General features: G+C 62.2%; 17 protein-coding genes. 12 read left to right on the forward strand and 5 right to left on the reverse strand.

The genetic code is table 11. From position 1 onward, the window contains the following. The first annotated feature begins 42 nt into the window (after window positions 1–42). Window positions 43–3600: a DNA polymerase III subunit alpha gene (gene dnaE / locus ACIQT2_RS09280; protein WP_400334634.1), complete on the forward strand. Its 3558-nt coding sequence runs from the start codon at window positions 43–45 to the stop codon at window positions 3598–3600. Between the two features lie 13 nt (window positions 3601–3613). Here the strand turns inward: dnaE and ACIQT2_RS09285 are convergent, their stop codons facing one another. Then, window positions 3614–4153: a flavin reductase family protein gene (locus ACIQT2_RS09285; protein ID WP_402945756.1), complete on the reverse strand. Its 540-nt coding sequence runs from the start codon at window positions 4151–4153 to the stop codon at window positions 3614–3616. A gap of 79 nt (window positions 4154–4232) precedes the next feature. Between ACIQT2_RS09285 and ACIQT2_RS09290 the strand changes: the two genes are divergently transcribed. The 3 genes from ACIQT2_RS09290 to nrdR all read left to right on the forward strand — a co-directional run bounded on the left by ACIQT2_RS09290 (window position 4233) and on the right by nrdR (window position 6806). Further along, window positions 4233–4766, forward strand: a complete 534-nt coding sequence (locus ACIQT2_RS09290) for a hypothetical protein (protein WP_402945757.1) — start codon at window positions 4233–4235, stop codon at window positions 4764–4766. Between the two features lie 4 nt (window positions 4767–4770). After that, window positions 4771–6135 (forward strand): histidinol dehydrogenase, encoded by a 1365-nt coding sequence (hisD, locus tag ACIQT2_RS09295; RefSeq protein WP_402945759.1) that lies wholly within the window; start codon window positions 4771–4773, stop codon window positions 6133–6135. Between the two features lie 167 nt (window positions 6136–6302). After that, entirely contained in the window at window positions 6303–6806 is a 504-nt protein-coding gene (nrdR, locus tag ACIQT2_RS09300) for a transcriptional regulator NrdR (protein WP_400334626.1), read from the forward strand. A gap of 93 nt (window positions 6807–6899) precedes the next feature. On the opposite strand, the gene ppgK is transcribed toward nrdR, so the two are convergent. Further along, complete coding sequence (gene ppgK / locus ACIQT2_RS09305) at window positions 6900–7718, reverse strand: polyphosphate--glucose phosphotransferase (protein WP_400334624.1); 819 nt, start codon at window positions 7716–7718, stop codon at window positions 6900–6902. Window positions 7719–7774: 56 nt separating this feature from the next. Then, complete coding sequence (gene map / locus ACIQT2_RS09310; RefSeq protein ID WP_402945762.1) at window positions 7775–8653, reverse strand: type I methionyl aminopeptidase; 879 nt, start codon at window positions 8651–8653, stop codon at window positions 7775–7777. Between the two features lie 108 nt (window positions 8654–8761). On the opposite strand from map, the gene ACIQT2_RS09315 reads away from it, so the two are divergent. Beyond that, window positions 8762–8926 carry an SPOR domain-containing protein gene (locus ACIQT2_RS09315; RefSeq protein WP_387438536.1) on the forward strand — a complete coding sequence of 55 codons (165 nt, stop codon included), beginning with the start codon at window positions 8762–8764 and terminating at the stop codon, window positions 8924–8926. Here the strand turns inward: ACIQT2_RS09315 and panB are convergent. Next, complete coding sequence (panB, locus tag ACIQT2_RS09320) at window positions 8923–9828, reverse strand: 3-methyl-2-oxobutanoate hydroxymethyltransferase (protein WP_402945765.1); 906 nt, start codon at window positions 9826–9828, stop codon at window positions 8923–8925. The two genes, ACIQT2_RS09315 and panB, sit on opposite strands and share 4 nt — an antisense overlap. Window positions 9829–10016: 188 nt before the next feature. On the opposite strand from panB, the gene glnA reads away from it, so the two are divergent. Beyond that, window positions 10017–11357 carry a type I glutamate--ammonia ligase gene (gene glnA / locus ACIQT2_RS09325; RefSeq protein ID WP_397322864.1) on the forward strand — a complete coding sequence of 447 codons (1341 nt, stop codon included), beginning with the start codon at window positions 10017–10019 and terminating at the stop codon, window positions 11355–11357. Window positions 11358–11365: 8 nt separating this feature from the next. Further along, window positions 11366–14377, forward strand: coding sequence for a bifunctional [glutamine synthetase] adenylyltransferase/[glutamine synthetase]-adenylyl-L-tyrosine phosphorylase (locus ACIQT2_RS09330; protein WP_402945767.1), 3012 nt, complete (start codon window positions 11366–11368; stop codon window positions 14375–14377). Here ACIQT2_RS09330 and ACIQT2_RS09335 read toward each other — a convergent pair. Next, a complete protein-coding gene (locus ACIQT2_RS09335; RefSeq protein ID WP_402945769.1) occupies window positions 14365–15849 on the reverse strand; it encodes an arylsulfatase in 1485 nt (494 codons plus the stop codon). The genes ACIQT2_RS09330 and ACIQT2_RS09335 overlap by 13 nt on opposite strands. A 91-nt stretch (window positions 15850–15940) precedes the next feature. Between ACIQT2_RS09335 and ACIQT2_RS09340 the strand changes: the two genes are divergently transcribed. The 5 genes from ACIQT2_RS09340 to ACIQT2_RS09360 all read left to right on the forward strand — a co-directional run bounded on the left by ACIQT2_RS09340 (window position 15941) and on the right by ACIQT2_RS09360 (window position 19662). Further along, a complete protein-coding gene (locus tag ACIQT2_RS09340) occupies window positions 15941–16480 on the forward strand; it encodes a GNAT family N-acetyltransferase (RefSeq protein WP_402945771.1) in 540 nt (179 codons plus the stop codon). 54 nt (window positions 16481–16534) lie between these two features. After that, a complete protein-coding gene (locus ACIQT2_RS09345; protein ID WP_397322859.1) occupies window positions 16535–16750 on the forward strand; it encodes an AsnC family protein in 216 nt (71 codons plus the stop codon). Window positions 16751–16803: 53 nt separating this feature from the next. Further along, the gene (locus ACIQT2_RS09350) at window positions 16804–17031 is read left to right on the forward strand and encodes a hypothetical protein (RefSeq protein ID WP_400334614.1); all 228 of its coding nucleotides are present in this window, start codon (window positions 16804–16806) and stop codon (window positions 17029–17031) included. A 1172-nt stretch (window positions 17032–18203) separates the two neighbouring features. Then, window positions 18204–18749 carry a hypothetical protein gene (locus ACIQT2_RS09355; RefSeq protein ID WP_402945774.1) on the forward strand — a complete coding sequence of 182 codons (546 nt, stop codon included), beginning with the start codon at window positions 18204–18206 and terminating at the stop codon, window positions 18747–18749. A 100-nt stretch (window positions 18750–18849) separates the two neighbouring features. Beyond that, window positions 18850–19662: a hypothetical protein gene (locus ACIQT2_RS09360; protein ID WP_402945776.1), complete on the forward strand. Its 813-nt coding sequence runs from the start codon at window positions 18850–18852 to the stop codon at window positions 19660–19662. Window positions 19663–19806: the final 144 nt, after the last annotated feature.

Consider the following 19806-nt stretch of genomic DNA (forward strand, 5'->3'; position numbering starts at 1 on the left):
TACCTCCGGGTGATCTCCGTGCTTGGACGGTAGACTGTCCGGGTGACTTCCAGCAATGATTCGTTCGTCCACCTGCATACCCATACCGAATACTCCATGCTGGATGGAGCAGCCCGACTGGGTGAGCTGTTCGATGAAACGGAACGGTTGGGCATGCCTGCCCTGGCGACGACGGACCACGGTTACCTCTTCGGGGCCTTCGATTTTTGGCGCAAAGCCACGGACAAGGGCATTAAGCCGATCATCGGCGTTGAGGCCTATGTGACACCGGGAACTGCGCGCGGGGACAAGGAACGCGTCCGTTGGGGCGAGGAGAGCCAGCGCAAGGACGATGTCTCCGGTGGTGGCTCCTATACGCACATGACGCTGCTGAGCTACAACAACGTGGGCATGCGGAACTTGTTCCGGGCCTCCTCCATCGCCTCGCTGGATTCCGTGTTCGGCAAGTGGCCGCGGCTGGATCGCGAACTCCTGAACACCTATTCCGAAGGACTCATTGCCACGACGGGTTGCCCGTCAGGTGAAGTCCAGACCCGGCTGCGCCTGGGCCAGTACCGTGAAGCGGTTGAGGCCGCCGCAGAGTTCCGTGACATTTTCGGGGCCGAGAACTACTTTTGCGAGCTGATGGACCATGGCCTGGACATCGAACGGCGGGTCACCGGTGACCTCCTCCGCCTGGCCAAGGACCTGAACCTCCCGCTGGTTGCCACCAACGACCTTCACTACACGCACGAGCACGATGCCAAAGCCCACGAGGCACTGCTCGCCATCCAGTCGGGTTCCACGCTCCTTGAGCCCACGTACGACAACGGCGGCTCCCGGTTCGCCTTCTCCGGCAGCGGTTACTACCTGAAGTCGCCTCAGGAAATGCGCGAGCTCTTCCGCGACCACCCCGATGCGTGCGACAACACCCTCCTGATCGCAGAGCGTTGCGAGGTGTCCTTCAACACGGACGCCAACTTCATGCCGCGGTTCCCCTGCCCGCCGGGCGAAGACGAGACGTCCTGGCTGGTGAAGGAAGTGGACAAGGGCCTCGCCTACCGTTACCCGCAGGGCATACCGGACAACGTCCGCAAGCAGGCCGACTATGAGCTCGAAGTCATTACGTCCATGGGCTTCCCGGGATACTTCCTGGTGGTTGCCGACTTCATCAACTGGGCCAAGAACAACGGAATCCGCGTCGGTCCCGGCCGTGGTTCGGGCGCCGGCTCCATGGTGGCCTACGCCATGCGTATTACGGACCTTGACCCGCTGCGGCACGGCCTGATCTTCGAACGGTTCCTCAACCCGGACCGCGTGTCCATGCCCGACTTCGACGTCGACTTCGACGATCGGCGCCGTTCGGAAGTCATCGATTATGTGACCAGGAAGTACGGCGACGAGCGCGTGGCCATGATCGTCACGTACGGCACTATCAAGACCAAGCAGGCGTTGAAGGACTCATCGCGCGTGCTCGGATACCCCTTCAGCATGGGTGAGCAGTTGACCAAGGCGCTTCCGCCTGCCGTCATGGCCAAGGACATCCCGCTGGCCGACATCCAGAACCCTGAGGCCAAGCGGTACGGTGAAGCAGGCGATTTCCGCCAGCTCGTTGCCACCGATCCCGAGGCCGCCAAGGTCTTCGAAACGGCCTTGGGCATTGAAGGGCTGAAGCGTCAGTGGGGCGTTCACGCAGCGGGCGTGATCATGTCCTCGGACCCGATCATCGACGTGATCCCCATCATGCGCCGTTTCCAGGACGGCCAGGTCATTACCCAGTTCGACTATCCGACGTCCGAAGGCCTTGGCCTCATCAAGATGGACTTCCTGGGTCTTCGAAACCTGACGATCATTTCGGATGCCCTCGAGAACATCAAGATGAACCGGGACATCGACCTGGACCTCGAAAACCTCGAACTCGACGACGCGGCGTCCTACGAACTCCTGGCACGCGGCGACACCTTGGGCGTGTTCCAGCTCGACGGCGGTCCCATGCGGTCGCTGCTCAAGCTGATGAAGCCAGACAACTTCGAAGACATCTCCGCAGTACTCGCGCTCTATCGCCCCGGTCCCATGGGCGCCAACGCCCACACGGACTATGCGTTGCGCAAGAACGGCATCCAGGATGTCATCCCGATCCACCCGGAACTGGCAGAGCCTCTGCAGGACATCCTTGGTGGCACCTTCGGCCTGATTGTCTACCAGGAGCAGGTCATGGCCGTGGCCCAGAAGCTGGCAGGCTACTCCCTGGGCCAAGCAGACATCCTGCGCCGTGCCATGGGCAAGAAGAAGAAGTCCGAACTGGACAAGCAGTTCGCCGGCTTCTCGCAAGGCATGCAGGACAACGGCTATTCGCAGGAGGCCGTCAAGACTCTTTGGGACATCCTCCTTCCCTTCTCGGACTATGCCTTCAACAAGGCCCACTCGGCCGCGTACGGTGTCATCTCCTACTGGACGGCGTACCTGAAGGCCCATTACGCGCCCGAGTACATGGCCGCCCTGTTGACATCCGTGGGCGACGACAAGGACAAGTCGGCCATCTACCTCAACGAATGCCGCAGAATGGGCATCACGGTGCTGCCGCCGGACGTCAACGAGTCGTCGCTGAACTTCACCCCGGTGGGCCAGGACATCCGCTTCGGAATGGGCGCCATCCGCAACGTCGGCGTGAACGTCGTGGACGCCATGGTTTCGGCCCGGGCCACGGAGGGTGCGTACACCTCGTTCAAGGACTTCCTGATGAAGGTCCCCGCGATTGTGTGCAACAAGCGGACCATTGAATCCCTGATCAAAGCCGGGGCGTTCGACTCCCTTGGACACCACCGTCGCGCCCTGGCCATGATCCATGAAGAGGCCATCGACTCAGTCATCACGCTCAAACGCAACGAAGCGATCGGCCAATTCGACCTTTTTGCCGGGTTCGAGGACCAGGAGCCTGAAGCTTCGCTCAGCACGGAGATTCCGGATCTTCCCGAATGGGAGAAGAAGGACAAGCTCTCCTTCGAGCGCGACATGCTGGGACTTTACGTTTCGGACCACCCGTTGCAGGGCCTGGAAGGCGTTCTGAGCCAGCACGCTGAAATGTCCATAACGTCGATCATCGCCGAGGACGGACCGCATGACGGTGCCATTGTCACCATCGCGGGCATGATCACCTCACTCAGCCGGCGCATTGCAAAAGCCAGTGGCAATGCGTATGCCAGGGCAGAAATCGAGGACCTTGGCGGCTCGATGGAAGTGATGTTCTTCGGGCAGGTCTACGGACCCATCGCTTCGGTGCTGGCCGAAGACTTGATCGTGGTGGTCAAGGGAAGGCTGCAGCGCCGTGACGACGGCGCGGTCACACTGAACTGCATGGAACTCTCCGTGCCGGACCTGAGCGAGAGCGTCAACGGACCCGTGGTCATCACCATTCCGACGTTCAAGGCTACGGAGACGGTGGTGACGGACCTGCGTGATGTCCTCAGGACCCACAGGGGGAACTCGGAAGTCAGGCTCAAGCTGATGGGTGACACCAAGGTGGAAGTCATGGGACTCCCGGTTCACTTGCGGGTCAACCCCAGTCCATCCCTTTTTGGGGACCTGAAGGTCCTCCTGGGGCCCGCCTGCTTGGACAACTAGGCATGGCCGGGGGTTAGATTTCGTAGTCCAGGGGGGCTGGCTTGCTGTAGCTGCCGCTGTGGTAGAGCAGGGGAGTGCCGTCGTCGCCCACCTGGCCGTCCACCACCTCCACAACCACCACGGCGTTGTTCTCGAAGGAGAGCCGCATCTGGATCTTTCCAACAAGCCATCCCGTGACGTCCTTGAGGATGGGGACTTCGTGGGGGCCCGGTTCCCAGTGGTCGCCTTCGAATCGGTCCCGGGTGCGGGCGAAGCGGTCGGCCAGAGCCTGGTTTTCCAGGCCCAGCATATGGACGCCGATGTAATTGGCGTTTGCCACCGCTGGCCATGAGCTGGAGCTTCGGGCCATGTTGAACGTGAAGCGCGGCGGTTCGGCAGACAACGACGCCACGGAAGTGGCCGTGAAGCCGAACGGCTTTCCGTCGAGGTTTGCCGTAATAATGGCCACTCCGGCGGCGTGGCGGCGGAACATTTCCCTGAAGGTCTGTTCGAAACCGGGTGTTGCACTTCCCACGGTGGTCTGCTCTCCTGCGCTGGGTGCTTGGGCTGGCATCTTCCATCAGGGTATTCCCCGGAGGGGCCGCAGTGGCCTTTTTCATGAGCCAGCATGAACCTTTGTTAATGTGAGTTGCATGACCGAGCCCGCAGTCCATGTTCCTGCTGACACAGAAGCAGTTCCCCTTCGCCGCCCAATGCAGCCCAAGGAGCTGCTGTGGCTTGCCGTTCCCGGCCTTTCGGGCCTTGTCCTGGGCCTCCTGTGGTGGGTACTGGCCCCTGGTGGCTTGAACATCTTGTCCGGCAATCCTGCGTTGGCCAATCCCTCGAATCCCGATTCCTGGCTGCCGAGAGACCTCGTCCTTGCCGCCCTGATGCTTATCGCGGGCTGCGTTGTGGGACTGGTGCTGGACGGCAAACTTCAAGGAAACTGGGCCGGCCGACGTTTGGCCTTTGCCTTGGTGGGTGGTGTGATCGGCGCGGGTCTGTCGTGGTTGGCAGGACTTCTCGCGGCCATGCTCTGGGGCATGGCGCCGGATCCGTCCCTTGGCCCCGAGTATGGCTTCACCCTCCGTTCGTATGCGGTCCTCCTGTTGTGGCCCGGAGCTACCGCCTTCATGACGTTCGTCCTGGCCTTGTTCGGGGTTCTTTCCGGGAAGCCCGTAAAATAGGCAGGTGACCACTCCTTCGGATACTGCTTCCCCCGCCACTGATTCCCTGAACTTCCGCACCATCGACTTCCGCGGCTGCCGGCTCTCGCTTGCGGAGTTGCGGGCCGCCGTTCCGCGGGCGCAGCATCAGACGTTGGCAGACGCGGAGCGCAAGGTCCTGGACATCATCGCTGATGTGCGCCGGCGCGGCTTCGCCGCACTGGGCGATCTCGCACGGAATTTCGACGGCGTTGAGCAGTCGCACCCGCGGGTTCCGGCAGAGGCCATTGCCCGGGCCCTGGCGGAGCTCGATCCCGCTGTCCGCGCTGCCCTCGAAGAGTCCATCAACCGTGCCCGCCAGTTTGCCGAGCGCCAGCGGCCCGCCAACGTGGACGTGAGCCTCGGTGATGGCGCCGTGGTCAGCCAGAACTGGATTCCGGTGGGCAGGGTGGGGCTTTACGTGCCGGGCGGGTTGGCCCCGCTGGCCTCGTCCGTGATCATGAACGTCGTCCCGGCGGTTGCTGCAGGCGTGCAGTCGATTGCCTTGGCATCGCCGCCCCAGAAGGACTTCGGCGGCCTCCCGCACCCCACCATCCTGGCTGCTGCATCTCTGCTCGGCATTGAGGAGGTGTATGCAATCGGTGGAGCCCAGGCAATCGTTTCATTTGCATACGGCATCCCGGGCGACGGCGCGGAACAACCGATTGAGCCCGTCGACGTTGTGACCGGTCCTGGAAACATCTTCGTTGCCACTGCCAAGCGCCTGGTCAAGGGCGTGGTGGGCATCGATTCCGAGGCCGGCACCACGGAAATTGCGATCCTGGCCGATTCCAGTGCCCAAGCGCCGCTCGTGGCTGCGGACCTCCTGAGCCAGGCCGAGCACGACCCCAAAGCAGCGTCCGTCTTGGTGACTGACTCCCCGGAGCTGGCCGACGCCGTCGTGCTTGAACTGGGCCGCCAGGCTGCAGCGACCAAGCACAGCGCCCGTGTGTTCGAGGCTCTTTCGGGGCCGCAGTCCGGTGTGGTGTTGGTTGATGACCTGGAACAGGGAATCGCCGTGTGCAACGCCTACGCGGCGGAACACCTGGAAATCATGACGGCGGATGCGTCCGCTGTTGCGGGGCGCATCCGCAATGCCGGCGCCATTTTCGTGGGCGACTACAGCCCTGTAAGCCTGGGGGACTACTGTGCAGGCTCCAACCACGTGCTGCCTACCAGTGGAACCGCAGCTTTTTCCTCCGGGCTCAATGTGACGACCTTCCTGCGGGCTGTGCAGGTCATCAACTACGACCGGTCGGCCCTGGAACAGGTCAGTAACCACATCGTCAGCTTGTCCGGCGCGGAGGATCTCCCGGGGCACGGTGACGCGGTGAAGATCCGCTTCGCCTAAGGCCGCAACCACTACATATGCGGGTGGTCACCACTACATGTAGTAATTACACGCTTGTCATTAGGGCATGGCCGTACGTAAACTGGTGCCGGAAGTGAAACTTCCGGCACCTTTTGCGTTCCCGCGAGGCAGGTGCCAGTCAACGGAAACCATCAGGGAGGCCCAACGTGTATTGTCCGTTCTGCCGGAATCCTGATTCCCGTGTGGTGGACAGCCGCATGGCTGACGATGGCTCATCAATCCGCCGCAGGCGCCAATGCCCGGAATGCGGCCGGCGCTTCACCACAGTGGAAACCACCAGCTTGTCCGTGATCAAACGTTCGGGAGTCGGTGAACCGTTCAGCCGCATCAAGGTGATCAGCGGTGTCCGGAAGGCCTGCCAAGGGCGCCCTGTCACCGAGGACGACCTCGCGATGCTGGCGCAGGAGGTCGAAGAAAACATCCGCTCGTCGGGTGCGGCTGAGATCGATGCCCACGAGGTAGGCCTGGCCATTCTGGGACCGCTGCGCAAGCTGGATGAAGTGGCCTACCTCAGGTTCGCCAGCGTGTACCAGGCCTTCGAATCACTGGAAGACTTCGAATCGGCCATCTCTTTGCTTCGCCATGAAGCAGAGGCACACGCGAAGTCCTCCGCCAAGGGCACGAAAGGCTCCGAGAAGAGCCAACTCTGACTCCGGTGGTGGCAGCGGAGGGGAAGCCGCAGCCACCACCGGCACTCTTCCCGGACCATGACCGGTCCGGCTTGGCGTCGGAACGCCGGCCTGCTATTTGGCCAGCTTGTGGTGGAGGGCCACCTCAAGGGCCGCGCCGACGATCCCGGCGTCATTCTTCAACTTTGCCGTGACAATCTTCGTGCGCAGTTCCAAATGCGGGAAGTACTCGTCGGATCGCTTGGAGATGCCACCGCCGATGATGAAGAGCTCGGGCGAGAACAGGAATTCGACGTGCTGCAGGTATCGGTTGAGGAGCACCCCGTATTCATCCCAGCTCAGGCCGTCCCGTTCGCGGGCCACGGCCGAGGCCTTCGTTTCGGCGTCGAAGCCATCCACTTCCAGGTGCCCAAGTTCGGCATTCGGAACCAATGTGCCGTTGAAGATGAAGGCCGAGCCGATGCCCGTGCCGAGGGTGATGACCAGGACCGTACCGTCAACGCCTTCGCCTGCGCCGTAGCGTGCCTCGGCGAGGCCGGCGGCGTCGGCGTCGTTGATGACCTCGACGGGACGGCCAAGCCGTTCCGTGAACTTCTTGTCAATGTCGGCGTCCAGCCAGGATTTGTCGACGTTGGCGGCCGAGTGGACCACACCGTGCTGGATGATGCCGGGAAAAGTGACGCCGATGGGAGAGTCTGCCGCGGGTGCATCGGGACGGTTGGAGAGTTCCTCCACGATTTCGGCCACCACCTCGGCGACTGCCTCGGGTGTGGCCGGCTGCGGCGTCGGAACGCGGAAGCGGTCACCGATCAACTTGCCCTTCTTGAGGTCGACAATGCCGCCCTTGATACCGGTGCCGCCGATGTCGATTCCGATCAGCGGGCGGTTCTTGTGGGTCTTCTCATCCTTTGTGGACAATTCAATTCCGTTCATGGCAGGAGGGTTGGACGTGGCGCAGCCACCGGGGCGGCGTGCCCCTTCCGGAAAGTTCAGGGAAGGGTAAGGATTTCCGCGCCGGCCTCGGTGACCAGCAGGGTGTGTTCGAATTGGGCCGTGCGTTTGTGGTCCCTGGTGACGACGGTCCAGTCGTCGGCCCACATGTCCCATTCGATGGTGCCGAGTGTCAGCATGGGCTCGATGGTGAACACCATGCCGGTCTCGATCACCGTCTTGTACGCCGGAGCGGCATCGTAGTGCGGAATGATGAGGCCCGTGTGGAAGGCCTCTCCGACGCCGTGACCGGTGAAGTCCCGAACCACGCCGTAGCCGAATCGCTTGGCATACGATTCGATGGCGCGGCCGATGACATTGATTTCGCGGCCCGGGGCCACGGCCTTGATGGCCCGGTTGAGCGACTCCTGCGTACGCTCAACCAGCAAACGGGACTCTTCGTCCACGTCGCCAACCAGGAAAGTGTAATTCGTGTCGCCATGCACGCCGTTGATGAAGGCCGTGATGTCGATGTTGAGGATGTCGCCGTCCTGCACCACCGTGGAATCGGGGATGCCGTGGCAGATCACCTCGTTCAGTGAGGAACACAGTGATTTGGGAAAACCGCGGTAGCCCAGCGTGGACGGGTACGCGTGGTGGTCCAGGAGGTACTCGTGCCCCACCTTGTCCAGTTGGTCCGTGGTCACTCCCGGCTGGATGTGCTTTCCGACCTCCACGATCGCCTGGGCAGCGATCTTGCCCGCAATCCTGATCTTCTCGATGGTTTCCGCTGACTTGACCTCCGAACCGGTGAACTTGGCCGGGGCCTTCTTGCCGACGTACTCAGGACGGGCAATCGACCCGGGAACAGCCAGCTCAGGGCTGATGGTTCCTGGGGACAGCGTGCCGATGGGTGCGGTGGAGACTGGAGAAGGCATAGATTGATCATATAAGGCGGGCACGAGACGCAAGTAACAATGCGTGCCGGTTCCAAGAGGACCCGCCAACGTTACGCGACGGAGAGTCCACTGACGCTAGGAGGAGACGTGACGGAGTACTGGTACAACGTCAAGACGCACCAGATCGAGGAGGACGCCATGTCCGACTGGACCCAGCTGATTGGTCCCTACAAAACCCGCGAAGAAGCCGAGCATGCCTTGGAAAAGGTGAAGCAGCGCAACGAAGCCTGGGATGCCCAGGACGACGACTAGAACGAGTGCTCGGGTCCCGGGAAGTGGCCTGACCGGACATCGGCGGCGTAGGCAGCGGCGGCTTCGCCCAGGGTGCTGCGGAGATCGGCATACTGCTTGACGAACTTTGCCATCTTGCCCCCACGGAGTCCGGCCATGTCCTGCCACACCAGCACCTGGCCCGTGGTGTCCTTGCCGGCGCCGATGCCAATGGTGGGAACCCGCAGGGCGGCGTCAACGGCAGCAGCTGTCCCGGCAGGAACCATCTCCATGAGAACGCTGAAGGCTCCTGCGTCCTGCAGGGCCACGGCGTCATCGATCAACCGTTGGGCATCGTCGCCGCGTCCCTGGACACGGTAGCCGCCCAAGGAATGTTCGCTCTGCGGGGTGAATCCGATGTGGGCCATGACGGGAATGCCGGCCTGCACCATGGCGCGGACTGTTTCGGCATAGTAGGCGGTCCCCTCGATCTTGACGGCGTGTGCCAGCCCCTCCTTCAGGAAGCGCACCCCTGTCGCGACGGCCTGCCCCGGGGATACCTCGTAACTGCCGAACGGTAAGTCGGCCACCACCAGGGCGCGTTTGGCGGAACGGCTCACTGCACGGCACAAGGGCAGCAGCTCGTCCACCGTGACGGGAAGGCTTGTCTCATTGCCGAAGACATTGTTGGAGGCCGAATCGCCCACCAGTAGTACTTCGATGCCGGCCTGGTCGAAGATCTCTGCAGTGTATTGCTCATAAGCGGTCAGCATGGCGAAGCGGCCGCCGTTGTCCTTGGCCTGCTGCAGGTGGTGGATCCGAATCTTGGAAATGGGCTTCCTGGCGTCCGTGGAGGGTGCTTGGTCGGCTGCGGCGGGACCCGAACCATATGGGGCGGGAACTTCGGCGGGCGTGCTGGACTCAGGAAGGTTGCTTGGGGCCATGGATAGAGCCTAAGGCGTGCTGGCGGGGGCTGCCAGCAATGTGCCAAGCGTCACCATTTGTAAACGCTGTGTTACGCGGTGTCCCTGCGGCGGCATTCGCCACGAATGCTTAGTAGAGTGAAGGCTGAGCTGCCGCGCCTTCCCGACGGAACCGTGCGGCGTGGATACCGACCGGAAAAGAGGCCCCAATGGACCGCCAGCAAGAGTTCGTTCTGCGGACGATCGAAGAGCGTGACGTGCGCTTCGTACGCTTGTGGTTCACCGACGTCGTGGGTTCGCTGAAATCCGTGGCCCTGGCGCCAGCAGAGGTTGAGGGTGCATTCGAGGAAGGACTCGGCTTCGATGGCTCCGCCATTGAGGGCCTGGCCCGTGTCTTTGAATCTGACATGCTGGCCCAACCCGACCCCTCGACGTTCCAGATCCTGCCGTGGCGCGGCGAAACCGAACAGACCTCCAGGATGTTCTGCGATGTGCTGACCCCGGATGGGGAGCCCTCCGCTGCCGATCCCCGCAACGTCCTCAAGCGCACCCTTGCCAAGGCCGCAGACATGGGTTTTACCTGCTACACGCACCCGGAGATCGAGTTCTACCTTCTCAAGTCCAAGGACCTTGGCCCGGACGGGGCCCCGGTGCCCGTGGATGAGGGCGGCTACTTCGACCACGTTCCGGGCGGAGTTGCGCAGGATTTCCGGCGCACTGCCGTTACCATGCTCGAATCAGTAGGCATATCGGTGGAGTTCAGCCACCACGAAGGCGGCCCCGGCCAGAACGAAATCGACCTTCGGTACGCCGATGCGCTGCAGACAGCGGACAACATCATGACTTTCCGCACTGTCATCAAGGAAGTGGCCCTGCAGCAGGGCACCTATGCCACGTTCATGCCCAAGCCGTTCACGGACCACCCCGGCTCCGGAATGCACACCCACTTCTCCTTGTTTGAGGGCGACACCAACGCTTTCTTTGAGGCCGGAGCCGAGTTCCAGCTCTCCAAGACCGCCCGCCAGTTCATTGCCGGCATCCTTCGGCACGCGCCTGAGTTCACGGCAGTCACCAACCAGTTCGTGAACTCGTACAAGCGGCTGTGGGGCGGCGGTGAAGCGCCGAGCTACCTGAGCTGGGGCCACAACAACCGTTCCGCCCTGGTCCGCGTCCCGCTCTACAAGCCGGGCAAGGGTCAGTCGGCGCGCATCGAGTACCGCGGCATCGACTCTGCCACCAACCCCTACCTCGCTTACGCGGTGCTCCTGGGTGCCGGTCTGAAGGGTATCGAGGAAGGCTACGAGCTCCCGGCGGCCGCCGAAGACGATGTCTGGTCGCTGACGACGGCCGAGCGGAAGGCCATGGGTCACGCTCCGCTGCCTGCCAGCCTGCACGACGCCATCCGCGCCATGGAAGAGTCGGAACTCGTGGCGCAGATCCTGGGAGAGCAGGTCTTTGAACACTTCCTGCGCAACAAGCGCGCCGAGTGGCAGGACTACCGTCTGCAGGTCACGCCTTACGAGCTGCAGCGCAACCTCGGCATCCTCTAGGCGGCGCTGTGAGCCTTGCACGCCGGCTCATCTCGGCTGGATTCAGCGACCTGGAGAAGGGGGAGCGGTTCCTCGCTGCCCCGGAACTTGAGGGCTTGGAACAGGAAGCCTTGTTCAGCGGCCTGTCCCTGGCCGCCAGTCCGGATACTGCTTTGCAGTCGCTGGTGAGGCTCATCGAGAAGAACCCCGGACTGAAAACGCTGGCCGCAGCGGACCCGGACACCAGCGAGCCGCTGTATCGGCTGCTCGGCGCGTCGGAGGCGTTGGGGGAGTTCCTCATGCGCCGGCCCGAGCACCTGGATGTGTTCAACACCAAGGTCAGCCCGGAACCCTTCTCCGCATCGAGTGACGAGCTGCGTTCCCTCTTACTGCGGTCCGTCAAAGCTGATCCTGGCTCGCTGCGTCCCATTGCCGGCCTGACCGGGCTTCCCGCCTATACGGCCTTGCGCGCTGCGTACCGGCGGGGATTGACCGAACTGGCGATCAAGGACCTGTGCGCGGCCTCGCCGCAGGACTTCATGCCGGCCGTCGGGGCCGAACTGGCTGACCTGGCCGGTGCGGCCATCGAGGCGGCCCTGGCCGTCTCCCGGGCCGAAGCGACAGGACAGTTCGACGCCGAGGAGGTTGCCGGCGTCGGGCTGGCCGTCATCGGCATGGGCAAATGCGGCGCCCGCGAACTGAACTACATTTCCGACGTCGACGTCATCTACGTGATGGAGGCGGCGGACCTTGACGACGCCCGCGCGGCAACCATCGGGACCGCCTTGGCCTCCGGTATTTCCAGGGCGATCTCCTCGTTTGCACCGGAACCCGGGCTGTGGGAGGTGGACGCGAACCTGCGTCCGGAAGGCAAGTCAGGGCCTCTTGTACGAACTCTTGCCTCGCACCTGAGCTATTACGCGAGATGGGCCGAAAGCTGGGAATTCCAGGCGCTCCTGAAGGCACGGACCATCGCGGGAGACCGGGACCTGGGCCAACGCTATGAGGAAGCCGTGCAGCCTCTTGTCTGGGCTTCCGCCGGCCGCGAAGGATTTGTGGAATCCGTCCAGGCCATGCGGCGGCGCGTGACCGACCACATTCCTGCTGCCGAGGAACAACGCCAGATCAAGCTGGGGCGGGGTGGGCTGCGGGACGTCGAATTCACCGTCCAACTCCTGCAACTCGTCCACGGAAAGTCCGACGAGTCCCTCCGCTGCCGCGACACTACTTCGGCGATCGCCGCTTTGTCCGCAGGTGGCTACATTGGGCGGGTGGACGCCGCAGCCTTCGATAACGCGTACCGGTACCTCCGCGTCCTTGAACACCGGATCCAGTTGTTCCAGCTCCGCCGCACCCACCTCATGCCCGTGGCCGAGGACGCCCAGCGTTTCCTGGCCAAAGCCGTCCTGGGGCCGTTCGCCCTCGAACGGCCGCATCCGGACCAGCTGATAGGCGCCTGGCAGAAGACCAAACGTGCAGTCCGGGACCTGCACGAACGCATTTTCTATCGCCCCCTGTTGAACACGGCGGCGAAACTCAGCAGCGAAGATGCCAAGCTCAGCCCTGAAGCCGCGCAGGGCAGGCTTGCCGCCCTGGGCTACCTCGACCCGCAGGGCGCCATGCGCCACATCGAGGCCCTGACAGCCGGAGTAAGCCGTCGGGCGGCCCTGCAGCGCCAACTTCTTCCCATCCTTCTCGGCTGGCTGGCCGAGGGCGTGGATCCGGACGCCGGGTTGCTGGCCTTCCGTCGGGTCAGTGAGGCGTTGGGGACCACCCACTGGTACCTGGGACTGCTCCGGGATTCACAGGCTGCAGCCGAACGCCTGTGCCAGGTCTTGGCGAACTCCCGACTGATTGCGGATCTGTTGGAGGTCTCGCCCGAGTCAGTGGCATGGCTGGGCAGTGACAAGGACTTGGCCCCCATCCCCTTCGACGCCCAGTGGCAGGAAATCCAGTCCAAGCTCTCGCGGCATCCGGATCCTGGAGGCGCCATGCGCCTCATCCGGCTGATCCGCCGGCGTGAAATCCTTCGAACGGCCATCGCAGACAGCGCAGGACTGTTGGACCAGGATGCTGTGGGCCTGGCCCTGGCCGAAGCGGACCGCGCAGCCGTCCTGGGTGCCCTGCACGTAGCGGAAGCAGCAGTGGCCGATGCCGGACCACTGAAGACCGACGTCCTGGTGGTGGCGATGGGCCGGCAGGGCGGGCGTGAGATCGGCTATGGGTCCGATGCGGACGTCATGTATGTGCATCGGGCACGTCCCGGGTTTACGGACGCCGAAGCGCAGGAACAGGCAACGACGATCGTTGCCAGGATCTCAAGCCTCCTGACCCAGCCACTCAAGCCGGCCATCATGGCCGAGAGGGTCCTGCAAGTGGATGCCGACCTTCGGCCGGAGGGCAAGAACGGGGCAATGGTCAGGTCCCTGGACTCCTATGGCGAGTATTACCGACGGTGGTCATTGATTTGGGAAGCGCAGGCCCTTCTGCGCGCCCGGCCCATGGCCGGATCGGACGAGCTCGCCCGGGACTTCGTCCGGCTTATCGATCCCATCAGGTACCCTGACGAATTGTCCGAGCAGGATGTACGTGAGATTCGGCGCATCAAGGCAAGGGTGGAATCCGAGCGACTGCCTCGCGGGGCCGATCCTGCCCGCCACGTGAAACTTGGCCGGGGTGGACTGAGCGACGTCGAGTGGCTGGTGCAGCTGATCCAGCTCCAACACGCTGGAAAGCACCCGGAATTGCGGAGCACCTCAACGTTGGAAGCACTTGCCGCAGCCGAACGGCTGGCCCTCATAGGAAAGGGCGACGCCGGTTTGTTGCGTCAGGCGTGGAAGCTTGCCAGCCGTATCCGGTCGGCGAACGTGATTGTGACGGGTCGGGCTTCGGACCTCTTGCCGTCGTCGCGCCGCGACCTGGAAGCGGTGGCTCGCTGGTGTGGATATGCACCGGGAACCGCGGGCAAGTTCGAGGAAGACTACCTGCGCTTGAGCCGACGTGCCCGGGGCGTGTTTGAAAAGAAGTTCTACGGGACCTGAGCCGCAGCTATTGCCTCGCGGGTGTGCCGCAAAATGGAGACCACGGGTGCGCCCGGGACCAGCCTGTCGCCAACCACGAAGCCTTCTTCGCGGTGGCGCAAGGCTTCCACCAGGCGATGCCGCCAGAGTTCCACGTCGCCTTGGTGGGCAGGATCCCCGGCGAGGTTCCAGCGTTCCTGGGGATCGGCGTCGAGATTGAACAACTCTTCGGTGCCTTTGCCCGAGCCCCAAATGTATTTGGCATGACCGTCGGTGAGCCAGTGCAGGTTCTGGCCCCAGTAGACATGTTCGCCATGGAGCCACTCGCGGACCGGGCCCGTGCCATCACCCCGGACAAGCGCGGCCAAGGACTTGCCGTCCACGCTGTCCGGAATGGGCAGCCCGGCCAGATCCAGAAGAGTGGGCATGAGGTCGCGGAGTTCCACCACATGGTCTACCACGGCGCCGCGCGTGGACCCTCCGGCACTGGGTGCATCCGCAATGATGAACGGGACCCGGGCGGAGCCCTCGTAGGGCACGGCCTTCCTGAACATGTGGTGGTCGCCCATCATCTCACCGTGGTCGCTGGTGAAAGCGATGATGGTGTCATCCAGCAGCCCGAAGTCGGCCAACGATTCCTTGATCCGGTTGACCTGGAGGTCGATCTGCGCCATGAGCCCGAAGTAGCCAGCCCGGGCCCGATGGACCACGCGGTCCGGGATGTGTCCATAGCTTGCCTGGTAGTTTCCATCTGCCCGGAAGTCGTCCCAATGATGTTCCCAATCGCCTTCCACGGTTTCGTAGGGCGGGATGTTGAGGTACTGCTCGAAGGCCCACGACGGCGGGTCGTAGGGCGGGTGGGGCCGGTGGAAGGACAAGTACAGGAAGAAGGGCTTCACCGGATCGCGCCGCTGCATCCATTCGATGGCCTGCGTTCCAATCCAATGGCTGGGGTGCAGGTGTTCGGCCTTGTCCCATGTCCTGGCCACGATGGAGTTGCAGTTGACGCCGTGGTCGAAGTAGTCGGCGTCGGCCGGCACTCCCGGTTGCCTCCGTAACCAGGGCACATAGTCGTCAAACAGGGAAAAGTGCTGCCGATGTTCCTTCCGGGCGTGGTGCAGGTAGCCGTCGTGCAGGACGACGTCGTCGAATCCCACTCTGGAGCGCTCAGGCCAAACATGCATCTTGCCGATGGCCTGCGTGTGGTAGCCGGCCTTCCGGAACTCGCCTTGGACGGTGACCGGATGTGCGGCGTGGAAGGGCACTCCGTCGTCGTAGCCCACGCGTCCGTGCCGCTCCTGTGATTGCCCCGTGAAGAGCGCGGCGCGCGCCGGAACGCAGGAGGGAGTGGCCGAGTATCCTTTGGAGAACCGCACACCGTTCCTGGCAAGTTCATCAAGGTGGGGTGTCTCAAGGTGTGGGTGCCCGTCGGCAGACAAGCAGTCTCCCCGCCATTCGTCCACACAGATGAGGATGACGTTCGGCTGGCTCATCTACGGGGTTTCCTAACTCTAGGGGAGCGGCTGGACCCACCCTAGCCGGGAATCCGAACCTGTGCGCGATTGTGACGCAAAGACTGGAGTTATGAGCTATAAAGATCAAAGGGGTACGAGCGTTGCGTGGCTGATTCCGCTGAAGGCAATCGATGCCGACGCCAGGGCCATTCACTTGGGCGACGTTGCGGAGCTCAGCCTGCAACCCGGTCAGCGGGAGTTCGTTGGCGACCCTCTCCGAATGATGCTCGCCGGCCTGGAGGACGCGTCGCAGTTCCCGTTTTCCATTGAGGCCAATGGTGCGGTTGTGGGCGTCTTGACGCTTCAATGTGGTGCTGCGCGCCTCGCCGGCTGGGAAGACGACGATTCGGCGTGGTTGCTGAGGGGGTTCGCGATCGATGCGGCAAGCCAGGGGCAGGGGATTGGCCGGTCGGCTGCTGCGGCGGCTGTGGAGGAAGCGCGAAAACTGACAGCCTGGCTGGATGGTGGCCAGGGCGGCGTCGTTCTTTCTGTCAACGAACGTAACCCTGCCGGCAGGGCTGCGTACGCCAGGGCCGGCTTCGTGGACAGGGGACGCTACCTCGGCGGGAGTTCAGGGCCCCAGCGCACCATGTTCAGGGCATTCGCCTGAGGACGCCCGTCAACCATGGTTGACGACGTCTCTGATGTCAACTATGGTTGACGGATGGAGGTGGAACGCATGAAAACCCTTGTTGGGCAGATGGACGGAATGGGGCCCGCCGAGGCACTGTACGCCGTTGCCGAATTGCAGAAGGAAGTCGGAAGGACAGAATCATCCTTGGTGCGGGCGGCCCGGCAAGCCGGTCTGTCCTGGGAAGCCATTGCCTTGTGCTTGGGAGTGTCCAAGCAAGCGGTGCATAAGAAATACGGCAAGCAGTAGCACCGCCGCTGAACCTCTGTTCGCGGGGGCGCGTTTAGCCTAAGATTCATCCCGTGACGGTGAGGCTGGACGAGGAGGGCGCGTCCTTTTCGGATGCTGCCTGCTTCCGCTGCGCGCAGGCGGGCCCACATTGGGCTTCCCGCCATGCGGCCCCCGGGCAGTACGCCTGCAGGCGCTGTTTTGCCACTTTCCTGGACGAGGATGCCGTGCCGGGCGACGCCGGCCTTCCGGGGATGGGCGTGGCGGCTGCCCACAGCATGGGCTTGCTGGAAAACAAGTAGTCTGCAGGAAACCAAGTAGTCGTTCCGGCGCGGAAGCGAAAAGACGAGTACACGCTACTCGTGTTCCCCGTGGGCCCGCTCGGCACTATTGAGGCTATGACAGTCTATGTAGTTGAAACAGCAGCACTGATCCACCGCTGCCAATGCTGCGGTGAGGAAACCGAGAGGGTCTTTTGCGACGAGTGCGCGGCCCCCGACGAGCCCGGAAAGTCACCCCGCACCAAACACTAAGCAATCGGCCCGGGCCGTATGCGTTAACGGCGAAGGGCCGCCAACAGGAGTGTTTCCTGTTGGCGGCCCTCTGCGGTTGGAGGCCGGTCAACCTCCGGCGGGGCAAAGCATGCTCTGTCCCTGGAGTTGACTAGACGCCGTAGTAGAGCTCGAACTAAACAGGTATGCATGGGGCACAATGAGATCTGCTCAGATGCCTGAATCTAAGCGAAATTTGGAGTGAAATTTACGAGCATGTCATAGGGCTGTGTGGCGTTCCTGCGGACTTTCTGCGGACTGAAAGCGCCCTGTGCGCTCACTTCCTCTTCGGGATTCTAGGTTGTCGATGCCCACTATCGGGAGATGGCGCCTTGCGGTTCATTGCTTGTATTTGTTGGATGTCCTCGATGCTGAACCTAATGGCAGACCCATACGTTTGGTGGGGCCATTGCTGCTCTTTTTTAAGCCTGTAGGCATGTGACCGGGTGATCCTTAGCAGCGCGGCTAGTTCCATGAGTGTGTATAGCTGTTGATTCATGAAGCGAGACTAGGCAGGGTGCGTCATCCCGAGCCAACAGCATCGAAGCTTGACTTCGCCCCGTTACTGCGTAGCTACACCGACCTACTTGGACTTACTGCACCTAACGACTGCGTTCTACCTGGCTCTTTGTAGGAAGGTAATCAAGACCGGGCTCAAAGTCTTCGCGACGTGACCGGACTATTACGCGGTCGCCCTCCTCTTTCGCGTGGTTGAGTCGTGATACCTGCCAGCCGGGAGCTTCGGAGGCAGTAGTATCCGGTATTGAGCATCGTGCTCGACTGTTTCGGGGAGGCATCACGGGGGAGCCGCCGTGCATACTCATGGCTTTTCTGCGCCTGGATCCCCGAGCACATCTCATTCGCATCTCACCCATTTCGCATGATCCGCGCCTGGAGATCAAATGGCGCGTAGGAGGATCCTCATGAGGTTTAGCTTCACAAAGTTCGCAACACTGCTAGCCGGCGCACTCCTGGTTGGCGCCTCATTATCTGGTTGCGGTGGTGCGAGCGGTGCTGCCCAGGCCGACTCAGTTACATCTGCGACCGCTACGCCAACACCCAGTCCGACACCCACTGCCACGGTCGCCCAGTTCGCGAGTATCATCACCGAACGGGAGGCAGATTGGCGCGACTACGAAGACAACATTGTTGACTGCGCCCTGGCCTCGATAGGCAAAACAGCTATTGATTCCGTCAAGCGCACCACTTGTGGATACTCAGTCAGCGTCGTCGTCCTGACGGCAAAACAAGCTGCCGTGCAGATCCGAAAGCTTCCCGCTCCGCCCGCGGAAGTGCAAAGTCTCGTGACGAGGACCCTCACCCACTTGGACGTGCTGGCCAAGAACCCCGCCCCCACTGCTTGCGAGGACAAGCAAAGCGAGGCGTGCGACGCCGCAATCACCCAAGCCAATGGGGAAATCAGGCCCCTCATCACCGTTCTCGACGCGTGGAAGCCATACACGCGATGACCCCTGGAGCGAGCTTTGCAGCCCGCGTAAGACTTTAGGCGAGGGCGTCACAAATGGACCGCGCGGACCGGCTACGTTCCTTTCGAGGGAGAATGCAACAATGCAGAACGCCTTGAATATCAAGCCCATCCCTTTTGAAACAAGCACGCCCGTTTACTACCAGTGGCATTTTGAGGAACTCAAGCTAAGAGGGTTTCTTCTAACGTCCAACATCGGCATGAACTCCTGGTTCGAAGATCAGTACGATTCGGCAAATACACGGGCGAACACGATTTTCGACCCGGACCGGCATGGTCTAAGCCTTCCTTATGACATCTTCATGGAAAGGACTGGTATAGATCCTAACGAGTACTGGTGGCAGCTATCGGCCGCCGCTGTAAAGGATGCCTGCGGTTTGCTCGAAGTGTTTCTCGAAGAGGCCGCTCATGAGGTTCTCGGTTCTCGGGGATCAGGCCTCTTGAAGATGCGAACCGAAGAATCGTGGCACTGGAACGCGTGCGCTGGCTTCTACGAGGATTATTTGGGTTTGCAGGTAAAGCCTGCGGAGATTGCCGATGTCATTTGGATGCGTAACAAACTCACGCATCTCCGGGATGAACTGCGGACACGAGAGGGCCTGAATGAATTTCACGAAAGGTCTGAACGGCTCGGAATTTCGCACTCACCAACGCCAGAGGAGCTAGCTCTTGGCCTAGTCCCTCACGAGCCCTACGCCGTTCGGGGAGTCCATCTGACTCAAATCCAGACCTGGCGCGTTCTGGAAATAGTTCGTTCTCATGTCGATGCCCTTGGTCTCGCACTACACGGCTTTGTGTATGGGTCCCTCACCAGTGAACCGCTTGAAGCTGTGGCTGCCGGCACGCCGGTTGATACGCCGAATTTCAAGAGCCGAGACATCCAGCGCAGGGACTAGATCGAAAGAAATAATCCTGAAAGAGTCTGATATGGGACGCGACCAAACGAGTAGCAGGGGAGCAGTGCCGCTCAGCGCGTCCAGAACGGGACACTTTGAGAGATCGGCGTGAACGAACGTAGACCTTGGAGTCAGCTATAGTCG

The sequence above is a fragment of the Paenarthrobacter sp. NPDC090522 genome (genome assembly GCF_044769225.1).
Taxonomy (GTDB): domain Bacteria; phylum Actinomycetota; class Actinomycetes; order Actinomycetales; family Micrococcaceae; genus Arthrobacter.